Raw genomic sequence first — 16,341 nt, 5'->3', positions numbered from 1 at the left:
GGCGTGCGGGCCGCCCGGCCCTGGGGTGTCATGAGGATCTGAGGCGATCTTGGACCGGATCCTCGGGAGGCGCCATGCGCGGAGCCCAGCACGTCCTGCGTGCCCGGTGTGTGCTGTGCGCCCTCTGCGTGACCGCCGTCCCGGCCCTCGCGGGCTGCGGCGGCGGCTCCGGCCCGGCCGAGGGCATCGTCCGCTCCTCGTGGGGCGATCCGCCGAACCCGCTGGAGCCCGCCAACACCAACGACGTCCAGGGCGGCAAGGTCCTCGACATGATCTTCCGGGGGCTCAAGCGGTACGACCCGGCCACCGGTGAGGCCGAGGACGCGCTCGCGGACCGCATCACCACCGACGACCAGCGCACGTACGCCGTCACCATCAAGAAGGGGCGGCGCTTCGGCAACGGTGAGAAGGTCACCGCGAAGTCCTTCGTGGACGCCTGGAATTACGGGGCCCTCCTCGACAACAAGCAGCGCAACGCCTACTTCTTCGAGTACATCGAGGGGTACGACAAGGTCCACCCCGCCACCGGCCGCCCCACCGCCCGGACCCTCTCCGGGCTGCGGGTGACGGGGGAGCGGACCTTCACCGTCCGGCTCACCCAGAAGTTCTCCTCCTGGCCCAAGACGCTCGGCTACAACGCCTACGCGCCGCTGCCCCGCGCCTTCTTCACCGACCACGAGGCCTGGCTGAGGAAGCCCGTCGGCAACGGCCCCTACCAGGTGCGGTCGTACGACAAGGGCGCGGTCATGAAGCTGCGGGCCTGGGACGGTTATCGGGGCCCCGACAAGGCCCGTAACAAAGGGGTCGACCTCCGCGTCTACACCGACAGCAACACCGCCTACACCGATCTCCAGGCGGGCAACCTCGACCTGGTGGACGACGTCCCGGCCCAGCAGCTGAAGTTCGTCCGCTCCGATCTCGGCAACCGCTACATCAACCAGCCCGCCGGGATCATCCAGACCCTCACCTTCCCCATGTACGACCGGGCGTGGAGCGGGCCCGCGCGGGCGAAGCTGCGCCGCGGCATCTCCATGGCGATCAACCGCGCGCAGATCACCGACCGGATCTTCCGCGGCACCCGCACCCCCGCCACCGACTGGACCTCCCCGGTGCTGCGCCGGCAGGGCGGCTACCAGCCCGGGCTGTGCGGGGACGCCTGCACCTACGACCCGGAGCGGGCGCGCAAGCTCATCCGAGAGGGCGGCGGGCTGCCCGGCGGCCGCATGACGATCACGTACAACGCCGACACCGGCTCCCACAAGGACTGGGTCGACGCCGTCTGCAACAGCGTCAACACCGTGCTGCGCAGCGACCGGGCGTGCGTCGGCAAACCGGTCGGCACCTTCGCCGACTACCGCAACAAGATGGCCGGGGAGCGGATGACCGGCCCGTTCCGGGCGGGCTGGCAGATGGACTATCCGCTGATCCAGAACTTCCTCCAGCCGCTGTACTACACGGACGCCTCCTCCAACGACGGCCACTGGAGCAGCGCCGGCTTCGACCGGCTGGTGAACCGGGCCAACGCCGCCCCCGCCGACCGGGCCGCCATCACCGCCTTCCAGGACGCCGAGAAGATCCTCGCCCAGCAGATGCCCGCGATCCCGCTGTGGTACCAGAACGGCAGCGCGGGCTACGCCTCCCGGCTCCACGACGTGACGCTGAACCAGTTCAGCGTGCCCGTCTACCACCAGATCAGGGTCGGCTGAGCCATGAGCCGCTATGTGCTGCGGCGGCTGCTGCAGATGATCCCGGTCTTCCTCGGCGCCACCTTCCTGATCTTCTTCATGGTCTACGCGCTCGGCGACCCGGTCGCCGCCCTGTTCGGCGACAAGGCCCCCGACCCCGCCACGGCGGCCCGCATCCGCAAGGACCTCTACCTCGACGAACCGCTGTGGAGCCAGTACGTCCACTACATGGGGCAGGTCTTCGGCGGCCACTTCGGCACCGCCTTCAACGGACAGCCCGTCACCGAGCTGATGGCCGGGGCCTTCCCCGTGACCCTGCGGCTCACCGCCGTCGCCGTCGTCTTCGAGATGGTGCTCGGCATCAGCCTCGGCGTGCTCGGCGGACTGCGCCGCGGCCGGGGCCTGGACACCTCGGTGCTGCTGCTCACCCTGGTCGTGGTGTCCATCCCGACGTTCGTCAGCGGCACCGTGCTGCAGTACCTGTTCGGCGTGCGGTGGGGCTGGGCCCGGCCGTCCGTCGCGCCCGAGGCGCCGTTCACCGAACTGCTGCTGCCCGGTGTGGTGCTGGGGCTGGTGTCCCTCGCGTACACCACCCGCCTCACCCGGACCTCGCTCGTGGAGAACGCCCGCGCCGACTACGTCCGTACCGCCGTCGCCAAGGGGCTGCCACGCCGCCGGATCGTCGTCCGGCACCTCCTGCGCACCTCGCTGATCCCGGTGGTGACCTTCATCGGCACCGATGTCGGCGCGCTCATGGGCGGGGCCATCGTCACCGAGCGGATCTTCAACATCCATGGCGTGGGCTACCAGCTCTACCAGGGCATCCTGCGCCAGAACTCGCCGACGGTCGTCGGCTTCGTCACCATCCTGGTGATCGTCTTCCTGCTCGCCAATCTGCTCGTCGACCTCCTCTACGCCGTGCTCGACCCGAGGATCCGGTATGCCTGAGCCCTTTGAACCCCTTGAGTCTTGTGAAACGTGCTCCGATACGCCCTCCGATATGCCCTCGGGCCAGCCGGTGGACCTCGCCGCCACCGGCACCGCGACCCTGCAGGGCGGGCCGCGGGGCCGACCGTGGCGCCGCCTCGCCCTCCCACGCCTGGCGCTCGGTCCCGCCGGTCGCCGCCGGGCCGCCGCGGACCCGGGGCAGGGCTCCCGCGGGCTGTGGTCCGACGCCTGGCACGATCTGCGCCGCAATCCCGTCTTCGTCCTCTCCGCGCTGGTCATCCTCTTCCTCGTCACCATCGCGATCTGGCCGCAGCTGATCGCGGACGGCAATCCGTACCAGGGCAACCTGGCCAAGGCGCAGGACGGCCCGGCCCCCGGCCACCCCTTCGGCTTCGACCTCCAGGGCCGGGACGTCTACACCCGCACCGTCTACGGCGCCCGCGCCTCCATCACCGTCGGCATCTGCGCCACCGCGGGCGCCGCGCTGCTGGGCAGCGTGCTCGGCGGCCTCGCCGGATTCTTCGGCGGCTGGTGGGACGCGCTGCTCTCGCGGATCGCCGACGTCTTCTTCGGCATCCCGATCCTGCTCGGCGGGCTGGTCTTCCTGTCGGTGGTCACCAGCGGATCGGTGTGGCCGGTGGTCGGCTTCATCGTGCTGCTGGGCTGGCCGCAGATCTCCCGTATCGCCCGCGGCTCGGTCGTCACCGTCAAGCAGCAGGACTACGTGCTCGCGGCGCGCACCCTCGGGGCGGGCACCGGCCGGATGCTGCTGCGGCACATCGCGCCCAACGCCGTCGCCCCCGTGATCGTCGTCGCGACCATCGCGCTCGGCACGTACATCGCGCTGGAGGCGACCCTGTCCTTCCTCGGCGTGGGGCTGAAACCGCCCACCGTCTCCTGGGGCATCGACATCTCGTCCGCGTCCACCCAGATCCGCAACGCCCCGCACATGCTGCTGTGGCCCGCGGGCGCGCTCAGCATCACCGTGCTCGCGTTCATCATGCTCGGCGACGCGGTGCGCGACGCCCTCGACCCGAAGCTGCGCTAGCCGTGGCCCGCCTGCTGGACGTACGGGACCTGCGCGTCGCCTTCCGCACCCGCGACGGCGTCGCCGAGGCCGTCGGTGGGGTGAGCTACGCCGTCGACGCCGGGCGGACGCTGGCCGTGCTGGGCGAGTCGGGGTCGGGGAAGTCCGTCACCGCCCAGGCCATCATGGGCATCCTCGACACCCCGCCCGCCTTCGTCACCGGCGGCAAGGTCTTCTTCCAGGGACGCGATCTGCTCACCCTCGGCCGCGAGGAGCGCCGCCGGATCCGCGGCGCCAAGATGGCGATGATCTTCCAGGACGCGCTCTCCGCCCTCAACCCGGTGCTCCCGGTGGGCGCCCAGCTCGCCGAGATGTACCAGGTGCACCGGGGCATGTCGCGCAAGGACGCCCGGGCGCGGGCCGTCGAGCTGATGGACCGGGTCCGCATCCCGGCCGCGGCGGCGCGGGCCGGGGACTATCCGCATCAGTTCTCCGGCGGGATGCGCCAGCGCATCATGATCGCCATGGCGATCGCGCTGGAGCCGGAGCTGATCATCGCCGACGAGCCGACCACCGCGCTCGACGTCACCGTCCAGGCCCAGGTCATGGATCTGCTGGCGGAGCTGCGCCGCGAGTACGCCATGGGGCTCATCCTCATCACCCACGACCTGGGCGTGGTCGCCGACGTCGCCGACACCGTCGCCGTGATGTACGCGGGCCGGATCGTGGAGACCGCGCCGGTGCGCGACCTGTACTGGCGCCCCGCCCACCCGTACACCCGCGGACTGCTCGACTCCATCCCGCGCCTGGACCGGCGGGGCGGCGAGCTGTACGCGATCAAGGGGCTGCCGCCCAGCCCGCTCGCGCTCCCCCCGGGCTGCCCGTTCAGCCCCCGCTGCCCGCGCGCCCGCGACCTGTGCCGCACCGACCGGCCGCCGCTGTACGAGGTGACGGACACCGGGGCGGCGGATGCGAAGGCGGGCGGGCGGGCCAGCGCCTGCCACTTCTGGAAGGAGGAGCTGCATGGCCTCGACCCCCTCGACCCCCTCGACCCCCTCGGCACCGCCGGTACCGTCGGCCCCCTCGGCGGCTGACCCCGCCCCGGCCGTCCTCGAAGTACGCGGCCTCGCCAAGCTCTATCCGCTCACCCGCGGCGTCCTGGTCAAGCGGCGGACCGGTGCGGTCCGGGCGGTCGACACGGTCTCCTTCGACCTGCGGCGCGGCGAGACCCTCGGCATCGTCGGCGAGTCCGGCTGCGGCAAGTCCACCCTCGCCCGGCTGCTGGTCGGCCTGGAGCGGCCGACCGCCGGTTCGATCCGCTACCGGGGCGAGGACATCGCGCGGCTGTCCGGGCGCGCGCTGCGGGCCGTTCACCGCAACATCCAGATGGTCTTCCAGGACCCGTACACCTCGCTCAACCCCCGCATGACGGTGGGCGACATCATCGGCGAGCCGTACGAGATCCACCCCGAGGCCGCCCCCAGGGGCGACCGCCGCCGCGCCATCCAGGACCTGCTGGACGTCGTCGGCCTCGACCCCGAGCACATCAACCGCTATCCGCACCAGTTCTCCGGCGGCCAGCGCCAGCGCATCGGCATCGCCCGCGGCCTCGCCCTGCGCCCCGAGATCATCGTCGCGGACGAGCCGGTGTCGGCGCTGGATGTGTCGGTGCAGGCGCAGGTGGTCAACCTGCTCGAACGCCTCCAGGACGAATTCGGCCTCGCCTACGTCTTCATCGCCCACGACCTGTCCGTGGTCCGGCACATCTCCGACCGGGTCGCCGTGATGTACCTGGGCCGCTTCGCGGAGACCGGCACCGGCACCGAGATCTACGACCACCCGACCCATCCGTACACCCAGGCCCTGCTGTCCGCCGTCCCCGTCCCCGACCCCGAGGCCCGCGCCCGCCACCAGCGCATCCTGCTCACCGGCGACGTCCCCTCCCCGGCCGATCCGCCCACCGGCTGCCGCTTCCGCACCCGCTGCTGGAAGGCGCGGCCCCCCTGCGCGTCGCAGGCGCCGGCGCTGGCGGCACCGCCGGGCCTGACGGGCCCCGCCGCCCACCCGTCGGCGTGCCACTTCGCGGAGGAGCGCGCCCCGGCCACCTCCTAGGGGGTGGCCGGGGCGCCTACGATCCGGATCATGCCGCAGAACGACCTTCAGCGCGCCGTCGACTTCCGGCTGCTCTTCGCCCGCCGCCAGTCCGCCGAGGTCAGGCCGGTGCCGGGCGGGTTCCTGGTCCGGCACGACGGTTACGCGCGCTCGCACGAGCACAACCAGATCCACATCGACGGGCCCGTCGAACCGACGGAGCTTCCGGCCGTCGCCGACGCGGCCATGGCCGGGATGCCGCATCGCCGGATCACCGTGTACGACGACCGGCTCGGGCTCGCCGCCGCGCCCACGATGACCCTGGCGGGATACGAGCACGCGGTCGAGGTGGTCATGACCCACACCGGGCCGGTGCCGGAGCCGCAGCGGCACGACGTCATGGAGCTGGACCTGGGGCCCGCTCCGTACGGTCCGCTGTGGCGGGCCCTGGCGGCGCAGCAGCGCCGGTGGATGCCGGACGCGGACGAGGAGACGGTGCGCCAGCTCGTGGGACGGCGCGAGGCCCGGCGGGACGGGGCCGAGGTGGTGTCCTTCCTGGCCGCCCACGAGGAGAACGGCGACGTCGTCGCCTGGGCCGACCTCTATCTGGAGCCCGCCGACGGCATCGCCCAGATCGAGGAGGTGGCCGCCGCCGAACCCTTCCGCCGCCGCGGCCACGCGAACGCCGTGCTGTCCGGCGCCCTCCACCGCGCCGCCACCGCCGGCTGCGCCCTGCGCTTCCTGGTGGCCGACGGCGAGGACTGGCCGCGGCTCTGGTACGCCCGCCGCGGCTTCGTCCCCGTGGGCCGCGCCCATGTCTTCACGCGCTTCGGCTGACGGCCGGCGCCGCCCGTCAACGGCCGGCGAGGAGCCCGAGCGTGTCGATCACGCGGTTCGAGAAGCCCCACTCGTTGTCGTACCAGGCGACCACCTTCACGTGGCGGCCGTCGACGCGGGTGAGGGCCGAGTCGAAGATGGCCGAGGCCGGGTTGCCGGTGATGTCGGACGACACGAGCGGGTCGTCGGAGTACTCGAGGACGCCGGCCAGCGGGCCCTGCGCCGCGGTGCGGTAGGCCGTCAGCACGTCCTCACGGGCGACGTCGCGGGCGACGGTGGTGTTGAGCTCGACGATCGAGCCCACCGGAACCGGCACGCGGATCGAGTCGCCCGACAGCTTGCCGTCGAGGTTCGGCAGCACGAGGCCGATCGCCTTGGCGGCGCCCGTCGTGGTCGGCACGATGTTGACACCGGCGGCGCGGGCCCGGCGGGCGTCGCGGTGCGGACCGTCCTGGAGGTTCTGCTCCTGCGTATAGGCGTGCACCGTCGTCATGAAGCCGTGCTCGATGCCCGCGAGCTCGTCGAGTACCGCGGCCAGCGGCGCGAGCGCGTTGGTGGTGCAGGAGGCGTTCGAGACGATCGTGTGCAGCTCAGGGTCGTACGCGCCGGTGTTCACCCCGTAGGCGAGCGTGACGTCGGCGCCGTCCGACGGCGCGCTGACGAGGACCTTCTTCGCACCCGCGTCGAGGTGGGCGCGGGCGGCCTTGGCCGAGGTGAAGCGGCCGGTGGACTCCAGCGCGACATCGACGCCGAGTTCGGCCCAGGGCAGCCGCGCCGGGTCGCGCTCGGCGAGCACCTTGATGCGCCGGCCGTCGACGACGAGGGTGTCGCCGTCGACGGTCACCGGGCGGCCGAGCCGGCCGGCCGTGGAGTCGTAGGCGAGGAGCCGGGCGAGGGTGGCGGGCTCGGTGAGGTCGTTGACGGCGACGATCTCGAGGTCGGTGTCGCGTTCGAGCAGGGCGCGCAGCACGTTGCGCCCGATGCGGCCGAATCCGTTGATGGCGACGCGAGTCATGAATGCCCCTTGCTGTCTCTGCGGCTCGTCTGGGTTCGTCACCAGCCTCGCGGGCGGAACGCGGTGGTGGCAGTGGCGTGAGCGCCATGGTTCACAAGGATCGCGCCAGGGGGCTATTCGCCCAGCGTGAAGGTGCGCCGGTACTCGCTCGGTGTGGTCCCGAGGATGCGCTGGAAGTGGAGCCGCAGATTGGCGCCGGTGCCGAGCCCGACATCGGCGGCGATCTGCTCGACGCTCCGCTCCGAACGTTCCAGCAGCTCACGGGCCACGTCGATGCGGGCGCGCATGACCCACTGCATCGGGGTGTATCCGGTGTCCTCGGCGAAGCGCCGCGAGAAGGTGCGCGCCGAGACGGCCGCGTGCCGGGCGAGGGTTTCGAGGCTGAGGGGCTCGCCGAGCCGGTGCAGCGCCCACTCCCGGGTCGCGGCGAACCGCTCGCCCAGCGGCTCGGGCACGCCGCGCGGCACGTACTGCGCCTGACCGCCGCTGCGGTACGGGGCCGCGACCAGCCGCCGGGCCGCGTGATTCGACGCGGCCACCCCGAGGTCGCCGCGCAGAATGTGCAGACACAGGTCGATCCCCGAGGCCGCACCGGCGGAGGTCAGCACGCTGCCCTCGTCGACGAACAGGACGTTCTCGTCGACCCGCACGAGGGGATGCTTCGCCGCGAGCGCCCGCGTGTAGTGCCAGTGCGTCGTGGCGCGCCTGCCGTCGAGCAGGCCCGTGGCGGCGAGGGCGAAGGCCCCCGTCGAGATGGCGGCGAGCCGCGCGCCCCGGGCGTGGGCGGCGGTCAGCGCGTCGCGGACGGCACCCGGCGGATCGTCGCGGTCCGGGAACCGGTAGCCGGGGATGAACACGATGTCGGCCCACGCGAGCGCGTCGAGGCCCTGGGCGACGTGGTACGACAGGCCGTCGCCCCCCGTCACGAGCCCGGGCGCCGCGCCGCACACCCGCACCTCGTACGGCATGCTCGCCCGGGTCGTGAACACCTGCGCGGGAATGCCGACGTCGAGCGGTTTGGCGCCGTCGAGCACGAGGACGGCGACGCGACGCAGACGGGAGGCTGGCACGGCACCAGGCTACGTGGGGATCAGCGCTGCGTGCGGCTCGCCCACACCGGGGCGCCCGCGTCGTTGTACAGGCAGAAGTTGCCGTCGTTCTGGATCTTTACGGTGGTGGCGTGCAGATCCATCCCCGTCGCCCAGACCGCGTTGTGGTCGCGGTCGTAGAGCACGAAGTTCCCGTCGGTCTGCAAGGTGGCGCAGTTGCCGCGGCCCAGGGCGTCCGGAGCGGCCCAGACGGCCTGGTTGTCCCGGTACACGACCAGGTTGCCGTCCTGCTGCATCCGCAGCTCGGTACGTCCGTCGCGCGAGGGCCAGCTCGCACCCATGCAGAGTTCGCTGTTCGGTCCCCAGGAGGCGTCTCCCGCGCTCCCCGCGGCGTTCTTCTTGGTCTTGGGTTTCGCGGACGTCCGCTCGGTGGACGGCTTGTGCGCCCCGCCTGTCGGCGCGGCGGACTTCGGGCCCTTCGACGGGAGCGGGGAGCGGGCCGCAGGGGGCGGCGCACTCGCCGTGGGCTCCTTGGACTTCGGCTTCTTCTGAGGGCTCCGGCTGGCTTTCGGGGAGGCCGCCTCGTACACCCCGGCGCGCGCGCCTTCGCGTTCGAGTACCTTCGTCGCCGCCTTCGAGTCGTCCCGGCCGTCCTTCTCCGAGGAGCCGAGCTTCCCCGCCACCACGAGCAGTGGCACGGCCAGCAAGAGCGCTCCGACGATCGCGGCCCCCGCGAGCACCGGCCGGCGCGGACCGTCCGGCGGCTGCGCAGGCCCCGGTGCCCCGGCGGACGGCCCCGGGCCGCCCGCGGTGGTGGCGTGGGCGAGGTGTCCGCCGTCGTGCTCCTCGGTCCGTGAGACGCGGAAAGCCCCCTCGGCCGAAGCCGATGCGGAAGCCGGAGCCGATGCGGAAGCCGGAGCCGAAGCCGGAGCCGATGCGGAAGCCGGAGCCGGAGTGGATGTCGCGGCCGGAGCCGGGGCCGGATCGGCGCCCTTGCCGGCCGCGGACCCGGCCTCGGCCTTCCGGGGCGCGGGGATGGCCAGCGCCTCCGGCTCGGCGGGCTCCGCCGCCGCCGCGGCCGCGTCTCCCGCGCCGGACGCGTCGTGCTTGCGGACAGTCAACTTCCCACCGCATTCCTGAGAACCGCCCCGCATACGTCTCGCAGCGGGCTGCTCATTAGATGCGCCGCCCCGCGTCCAGGTCAAGCAACTCATGCGAAAAACAGGGCAGTTGTAGGGGAATCCGGCTTCCGGCCCTACGACAGCGCCGGGTCCAGCACGATGTCCTGGTCGCGGGCCTCGGTGGTGGGGGCCTCGGGGAAGTGGCAGGCGGACAGGTGGCCCTCGCGGTTGCCCTCGACGCGCAGCAGTAGCGGCTCCTGCCGCGCGCAGAGGTCCTGGGCCTTCCAGCAGCGGGTGCGGAAGCGGCAGCCGGAGGGCGGGGCGATGGGGGAGGGGACGTCGCCCGCGAGGCGGATGCGCTCGCGGCCCGCGCCGGAGGAGGCCTCGTCGGCCATCACCACGGCCGCGTCCGGGACGGCGGACAGCAGGGCGTGGGTGTACGGGTGGCGGGGGCGGCGGTAGATGGAGTCGCGGTCGCCGACCTCGACGACCTTCCCGAGGTACATGACCGCGACGCGCTGCGAGAAGTGCCGTACGACGGCGAGGTCGTGGGCGATGAAGAGGAAGGCGATGCCCAGCTCGCGCTGGAGCTGCTGGAGCAGGTTGACGACCTGGGCCTGGATCGAGACGTCGAGCGCCGAGACCGGTTCGTCGGCGACGATCAGCCGGGGTTCGAGGGCGAGCGCGCGGGCGACGCCGATGCGCTGGCGCTGGCCGCCGGAGAACTCGTGCGGGAAGCGGTTGTAGTGCTCGGGGTTGAGGCCGACGGTCTCCAGCAGCTCGCGCACCCGGGCCTCGCGGCCGCCGGGCGGGCGGATGTCGTTGATCTCCATCGGGCCGGAGATGATGGTGCCGACGGTCTGCCGGGGGTTCAGCGAGGAGTACGGATCCTGGAAGATCATCTGGATCTCGGAGCGGACCGGTGCGAGCTGTCTGCGGTCCGCGTGGGTGATGTCCCGGCCCCGGTAGGTGATCCGCCCGGCGGTGGGCTCCAGCAGCCGGGTCAGCAGCCGTCCGGTGGTGGACTTGCCGCAGCCGGACTCGCCGACCAGACCGAAGCTCTCCCCGGCGTGCACGGTCAGGTCGATGCCGTCGACGGCCTGGACGGCGCCCACCTTCCGCCGGAAGGGGAAGCCGCCCATGATCGGGAAGTGCTTGGTCAGCTTCTCGGCGACCAGGAGGGGTTCGGGGGTACCCGATTCGATGCTCATCTGAAGGCGCTCCTTAGGGTCCCTAGCCCAGCCGGGGCTTGATCTGCTCGGTGAACAGGGTCCGCGTCCGCTCGGCGCCCAGATGGCAGGCGGCGCCCCGGCCCTCCGGGAGCGCGGGCCGTATCCCGCTGCACCGCTCGCCGTCGACCTCCGCCGTATAGCCGCACCGCGGGTGGAAGGGGCAGCCGGGCGGTGGGGCGAGGAGGCTCGGCGGGGCGCCGGGGATGGGGTTGAGCGGTTCGTCGACGGCGGAGGACAGCCGGGGCATGGAGCCCAGCAGCCCCCAGGTGTACGGGTGCCGGGGCGCCCGCAGCACCTCGCGGACCGTACCGCGCTCGACGGCCCGGCCCGCGTACATCACCAGCAGGTCGTCGGCGGTGTTGGCGACCACGCCCAGGTCGTGGGTGATGAGGATGATCGCGGAGCCGAACTCCTGCTGCAGCTCCTTGAGGAGGTCCAGGATCTGGGCCTGGACGGTGACGTCGAGGGCGGTGGTCGGCTCGTCGGCGATCAGCAGGTCCGGGTCGCACACCAGCGCCATGGCGATCATGGTGCGCTGCCGCATCCCGCCGGAGAACTGGTGCGGGTAATCGTCCACCCGCAGCCGCGGGTTGGGAATGCCGACCTTGTCCAGCATCTCGATGGCGCGCAGCCGGGCGTCCCGCTTGGAGGCGCCGGTGTGCTTGCGGTACGGCTCGGCGATCTGGCGGCCGACCGTGTAGTACGGCGAGAGAGCGGTCAGCGGATCCTGGAAGATCATCGCCATCGTGTTGCCGCGCAGCCGCTCCAGGGTGCGCTCGGGCGCGCCGGTCAGCTCCTGCCCGTCGAGGTGGATCGTGCCGGTGACCGTGGTGGTGCGCGGGTCGTGGAGGCCGAGCACGGTGAGGTTGGTGACGGACTTCCCGGAGCCGGACTCGCCGACGATGCCGAGGGTCCGGCCGCGTTCGAGGTCGAAGGAGAGGCCGTCCACGGCCTTGACGACGCCGTCCTCGGTGGCGAAGCGGACGTGCAGGTCGGTCACGGACAGAAAGGCGTCGGTCTCGTCGGGCTGGGTGGGTGTGGTCACTTCGGACGTCCTTCTAGGCGAGGCGTACACGCGGGTCGATGACGGCGTAGGCGGCGTCGACCAGGATGTTGAACACCACGATGGCCGCGGCGCTGACCAGCATCACGCCCATCAGCATCGGCAGATCGGTCAGCTGGACGGATTCCACGGCGAGCCGCCCGATGCCGTGCAGGGTGAAGGTGTACTCGGTGACCATCGCCCCGCCGAAGAGCGAGCCGAGGTCGATGCCGAAGATGGTGACGATCGGGGCGATGGCGCCGCGCCAGGCGTAGCGGAAGAAGACCGTACGGCTGGACAGCCCCTTGGCCCTGGCCGTGCGGACGTGGTCCTCCTGGAGCTGCTCGACCATCTGGGAGCGGGTCATCCGGCTGTAGTTGGCCATGAAGATCAGCGAGAGCACCAGCCAGGGCAGCAGCATCCCGCTGAACCACTTCGCCGGATTGTCGGTGAAGGGGTGGTAGGCGGGCTGCTCCATGATGCCCAGTCCGCTGACGAACCAGGCCAGGCACAGCACGCCGACGAAGTAGATCTGCAGGGACGCGCCCAGCAGCGACAGCGAGCTGAAGAACTTGTCGATCCAGGTGCCGCGCCGCCAGGCCGCGACCATGCCGATGCCGATGCCGCAGACCAGGAACACCGCGGCGCCGCCGATGGCGAGCGAGAGGGTGGTGGGGAAGCGGTCGACGATGGTGCCCCACACCGGCTCCTGGCTGACGAAGGAGTAGCCGAAGCAGGGCGCGGAGCAGTGCCCGACCGCGAAGTCGCGCCCGGCGACGATCCCGACCATGAACTTCCCGTACTGCACCGGGACCGGCTGGTCCAGGCCCAGGTTCTTGTTGATGATCGCGAGCGAGGCGGGGTCGCAGCTCTTGCCGCAGGCCAGCCGGGCGGGCTCGGCGGGCAGGGCGAAGAAGAGGAAGAAGGTGATCGCGCTGATCAGCAGGAGGATCAGAAACGCGCCGAGGGACCGGCGGGCGAGGAATCTCAACATGGCGTCAGGGATCTTCCGGTCGGGGCGGTCCCCGGCCGCGCCGCCGCGCCGGACGAAATACGGCGGTGGCGGCGCGGCCGGACGGTACCGGCTCGGTTCGGCGGTGGCGGCCGCTACTTGATGAAGACGGCGGTCGGGTCCACGGCCCCGTAGATCGGGTTCCACTTCGTGCCGCCGATGCCGGAGCCCCAGAGGGTGAACAGCCGGTTGTAGAAGGTCGGGACCGCGGGCACCTGGTCGGTGAGGACCTTCTCGCTGAGCTTGATCCACTCGGTGGTGGCCTTGCCGAGGTCGCCGATCTTGGTGACCCGGTCGATCTCCTTGTTGACCGCCGGGGCGTTCAGATGGCTGTAGTTCGCCGAGCCGTTGTAGACGTTCTCTCCGCCGTACACCGGAGGGACGACGGTCGAGGCGGAGGGCCAGTCGGCGGACCACGAGGATCGGTAGAGGTCGTACTTGTTGTCCACCTTGCCGATCTGGCTGTAGTACGTCGTCTGGTCGATCTCCTTCTTCTGGACCGTGAATCCGGCCCGCTCCAGGGCCTGCTGGACGACGACCGAGGCGTCCTGGTGGGTGTCGCCGTTGCCGTACGCGTAGACCAGCTCGTAGCCCTCCTCGCCGGCCTCCTTCAGCAGTTCCTTGGCCTTCTTGGCGTTGCCGCCGGGGTACTTCTTCTTCTGGAACGGGTCGAAGCCGGGGTCGTAGCCCCCCAGCGTCGGGCCGACCAGGCCGCCCGCGACCTCACCGCCCTTGGGGCCGCCGAACTGCTGGAGGTACTGACCGCTGGGGAAGGCCCAGGCGATCGCCTCGCGCACCTTCTTGTTCTTGACCCGGTCCGTATTGATCGAGACGACGTCCACGAAGGGCTGGGTCTCGGTCATCGACCGGGCCATCGCGTCCTTGTTCTTGAGGACCGCCGAGATCTGCGAGGGATCGACCGCGTTGGTCCAGGTCATGCCGTTCTTGTCGGCGCCCTTGTCGGCCACCAGACGGCGGGTGGAGTCCACCCACTGATGGCCGAAGGAGACATCGAAGGTGTTCACGTACTGATGGCGTATCGGATCGGTCCTGGGATCCCACTGGTCGTTCTTGACGAACTGGACGCCCTTGCCCGGCTTGAAGTTCTTGATCTTGTACGGACCGCTGGCCACCGGCGCCTTGTCGTACTTCTCCTTGGTGTCCTTGCCCGGCGGCACCGCGCCGATGTTGGGCATGGCCACGGCGAACGGCACCTCGGCCCGCGGCTGGTCGAAGTGGAAGACGATCGTCTTCGCGTCCGGGGTGTCCAGCACCGACTTCGGCAGGTGCTTGCCCTTGTACGGGCCGTCCGGCAGCGCCTTGCGGTATTTCTGGCCCTCGCCCGAGAGCCACTGCTGCAGATACGTCGGGCCGTTGGTCTGATACGGCGCGTAGAGCCGCTCGACGGCGTGCCGGACGTCCTTGGAGGTGATCGGCGAGCCGTCCTCGAACTTCAGCCCGTCCTTGAGCGTATATGTCCACGTCCGGCCGCCGTCGGAGGACTTGCCGGTGTCGGTCGCCAGGTCGCCGACCACCTCGACCTTCCCGGTCTTGTCGTCGATCCGGTAGTTCGTCAGCGTCCGGTTGTAGAGGGTCTGCATGATCAGCTCATCGCTGACATAGATCTGGCCGGGGTCCAGATGCTCGAACGCGTCGCGCTGGAGCACCGACACCGTGCCGCCCTTCTTCGCGTCCGGCAGCTCCTTGGCGGGCCCGGCGGAGTCGGCGGCGCTGCCCAGGGCGATCCCCTGGGCCTTCATCTTCGGTTCCTCGGAGTCATCAGTCCCCGAGCCGCCCCCGCTGCTGCACGCCGAGAGCGCCAGCGCGCCCGCGGCCAGGGCGACGGCGTAGGTACGTGCTCTGCGCCTGCTGTTCAACGTCATGGTGGTGAATGCACCTGCCTCGCTGGACCTCGTCGGACGGAACACTTGCCGTTCTCTGCGTCTGCCGTGTGGCGCCGGTCAGCGCCTGGTCTTCGGGTCCATGGCGTCCCGGACCGAGTCCCCGAGCAGGTTGAAGGCGACGACGAAGACCACCATGGCGATGCCGGGGAAGAACATGTAGGTGATGTCGCCCTCGTAGAAGTTGGCGCCCTTGGCGAACATCCGGCCCCAGTCGGGGGTCGGCTCGACCACCCCGACGCCGAGGAACGACAGGGCCGCCTCCGTCGTCACGAAGCCCGGCAGCATCAGCGTGGACTGCACCATGATCGGCGTGCCCAGATTGGGCAGCAGCTCCTTGCGGACGATCCGCCACGGCGAGGCCCCCGTCACCTTCGCGGCCTCGACGAACTCGCGCTCCCGCAGCGACAGCACCTGACCGCGCAGCAGCCGGGCCAGCTGCATCCAGCCCAGCAGCCACAACACCGTGACCAGGGCCGTCACCCGGAAATAGGTCGGGGTCTCCTTCTGCGGGCTGACGAACAGCGCGGTGACCACCGGCATGAAGGCGACGAAGAACAGCTGCTGCGGAAAGGAGAGCAGCAGATCGATCAGCCGCCCCAGGAAGTAGTCCGTGCGCCCGCCCAGATAGCCCGCGACGACGCCGACGACGATGCCGGTGATCGTGGACAGCAGCGTCGCGGCCAGCCCGATCAGCAGCGAGGTACGGATGCCGTACACCAGCTGCGTCAGCACGTCCCGGCCGAGCTTGGGCTCGATGCCGAACCAGAACTCGCCGTCGATGCCGCCGTTGGGCTTCATCGGATAGCCGGTGAGCGGATCCAGCAGCTCGGGCCGGTCGAGGCCGTACGTCGTGTACGGATCCTTGCCGTACAGCGAGGAGATCACCGGGGCCAGCACGGCGACGGCGAAGAAGAACAGCACGGCGCAGGCGGAGACCACGCCCGTGCGGTCACGCTTGAAGCGCCGCCACATCAGCTGACGGGGGCTTAAGCCGGCCGGCTGCCCGCCCGGTCCGCCCTCGTCGGCCTGCGTGCTCTTCCCGGCCACGGTGAGCTGGGATGGACTGGTCATCGCGTAGCGCCCCCATGGTGATCCGCCCCGGCACACACCGCCAACTCGGTTTGTCTACCCGCGTTGTGGCGGGTTGAGCGGACTTTCGCAACGGATTCACAACCGGGTCAAGGGGCGGGCGAGCGCGGATGTGCCCGGCCTCTCAAGTCTTGAGCGAACATTTGGCAGATCGAGGTCAGGACGTGCTTGACAGTGATCGTCGCCGCCCGGGCGGTACCCGGTTGGTCACGATCCGCGTACTTCTTCGGGCTTCTTTGTGTTTCTTCGCCTCGCGACGGTTGCCCGGGGTGTGCGGTGGGGGAAACCT

14 protein-coding genes are annotated in these 16,341 nt (G+C 71.0%); 6 read left to right on the top strand and 8 right to left on the bottom strand.

Annotation, left to right across the window (positions count from 1 at the left end; all coding sequences use genetic code 11):
- The first annotated feature begins 74 nt into the window (after nucleotides 1-74).
- Genes ASC60_RS07745 through ASC60_RS07720 form a run of 6 tightly spaced genes read left to right on the top strand, consistent with a single transcriptional unit; the run spans nucleotide 75 to nucleotide 6,588 of the window.
- Nucleotides 75-1,706: an ABC transporter substrate-binding protein gene (locus ASC60_RS07745; RefSeq protein WP_055548129.1), complete on the top strand. Its 1,632-nt coding sequence runs from the start codon at nucleotides 75-77 to the stop codon at nucleotides 1,704-1,706.
- Nucleotides 1,707-1,709: 3 nt separating this feature from the next.
- On the top strand, nucleotides 1,710-2,633 hold the full coding sequence (locus tag ASC60_RS07740; RefSeq protein WP_055548127.1) for an ABC transporter permease: 924 nt from the start codon (nucleotides 1,710-1,712) through the stop codon (nucleotides 2,631-2,633).
- Nucleotides 2,626-3,681 carry an ABC transporter permease gene (locus tag ASC60_RS07735; protein ID WP_055548125.1) on the top strand — a complete coding sequence of 352 codons (1,056 nt, stop codon included), beginning with the start codon at nucleotides 2,626-2,628 and terminating at the stop codon, nucleotides 3,679-3,681. Before ASC60_RS07740 ends, ASC60_RS07735 begins: the two co-directional genes overlap by 8 nt.
- A 2-nt stretch (nucleotides 3,682-3,683) precedes the next feature.
- Entirely contained in the window at nucleotides 3,684-4,754 is a 1,071-nt protein-coding gene (locus ASC60_RS07730) for an ABC transporter ATP-binding protein (protein ID WP_055548123.1), read from the top strand.
- Nucleotides 4,684-5,772 carry an ABC transporter ATP-binding protein gene (locus ASC60_RS07725; protein WP_055548121.1) on the top strand — a complete coding sequence of 363 codons (1,089 nt, stop codon included), beginning with the start codon at nucleotides 4,684-4,686 and terminating at the stop codon, nucleotides 5,770-5,772. The genes ASC60_RS07730 and ASC60_RS07725 overlap by 71 nt, the downstream gene beginning before the upstream one ends.
- Nucleotides 5,773-5,802: 30 nt before the next feature.
- Nucleotides 5,803-6,588 carry a GNAT family N-acetyltransferase gene (locus ASC60_RS07720; protein WP_055548765.1) on the top strand — a complete coding sequence of 262 codons (786 nt, stop codon included), beginning with the start codon at nucleotides 5,803-5,805 and terminating at the stop codon, nucleotides 6,586-6,588.
- Between the two features lie 16 nt (nucleotides 6,589-6,604).
- Here the strand turns inward: ASC60_RS07720 and gap are convergent, their stop codons facing one another.
- The 8 genes from gap to ASC60_RS07680 form a co-directional block, all read right to left on the bottom strand.
- On the bottom strand, nucleotides 6,605-7,603 hold the full coding sequence (gene gap, locus ASC60_RS07715; protein WP_055548119.1) for a type I glyceraldehyde-3-phosphate dehydrogenase: 999 nt from the start codon (nucleotides 7,601-7,603) through the stop codon (nucleotides 6,605-6,607).
- A 113-nt stretch (nucleotides 7,604-7,716) separates the two neighbouring features.
- Nucleotides 7,717-8,673, bottom strand: a complete 957-nt coding sequence (locus tag ASC60_RS07710) for a GlxA family transcriptional regulator (RefSeq protein ID WP_055548118.1) — start codon at nucleotides 8,671-8,673, stop codon at nucleotides 7,717-7,719.
- A 20-nt stretch (nucleotides 8,674-8,693) separates the two neighbouring features.
- Nucleotides 8,694-9,773: a hypothetical protein gene (locus tag ASC60_RS41525; protein ID WP_055548116.1), complete on the bottom strand. Its 1,080-nt coding sequence runs from the start codon at nucleotides 9,771-9,773 to the stop codon at nucleotides 8,694-8,696.
- Between the two features lie 134 nt (nucleotides 9,774-9,907).
- Nucleotides 9,908-10,984, bottom strand: coding sequence for an ABC transporter ATP-binding protein (locus ASC60_RS07700; RefSeq protein ID WP_055548114.1), 1,077 nt, complete (start codon nucleotides 10,982-10,984; stop codon nucleotides 9,908-9,910).
- A gap of 22 nt (nucleotides 10,985-11,006) precedes the next feature.
- A complete protein-coding gene (locus ASC60_RS07695; RefSeq protein WP_055548112.1) occupies nucleotides 11,007-12,050 on the bottom strand; it encodes an ABC transporter ATP-binding protein in 1,044 nt (347 codons plus the stop codon).
- Between the two features lie 13 nt (nucleotides 12,051-12,063).
- Nucleotides 12,064-13,041 (bottom strand): ABC transporter permease, encoded by a 978-nt coding sequence (locus ASC60_RS07690; RefSeq protein ID WP_055548110.1) that lies wholly within the window; start codon nucleotides 13,039-13,041, stop codon nucleotides 12,064-12,066.
- Nucleotides 13,042-13,154: 113 nt separating this feature from the next.
- On the bottom strand, nucleotides 13,155-14,942 hold the full coding sequence (locus ASC60_RS07685) for an ABC transporter substrate-binding protein (RefSeq protein ID WP_055548108.1): 1,788 nt from the start codon (nucleotides 14,940-14,942) through the stop codon (nucleotides 13,155-13,157).
- A 78-nt stretch (nucleotides 14,943-15,020) separates the two neighbouring features.
- Entirely contained in the window at nucleotides 15,021-16,034 is a 1,014-nt protein-coding gene (locus ASC60_RS07680) for an ABC transporter permease (RefSeq protein ID WP_055548106.1), read from the bottom strand.
- Nucleotides 16,035-16,341 lie beyond the last annotated feature (307 nt).

Origin of the sequence: Streptomyces sp. NBRC 110028 (assembly GCF_001417735.1) — a bacterium.
Classification (GTDB): domain Bacteria; phylum Actinomycetota; class Actinomycetes; order Streptomycetales; family Streptomycetaceae; genus Streptomyces.
This window is presented reverse-complemented; position numbering and strand designations above follow the sequence as displayed.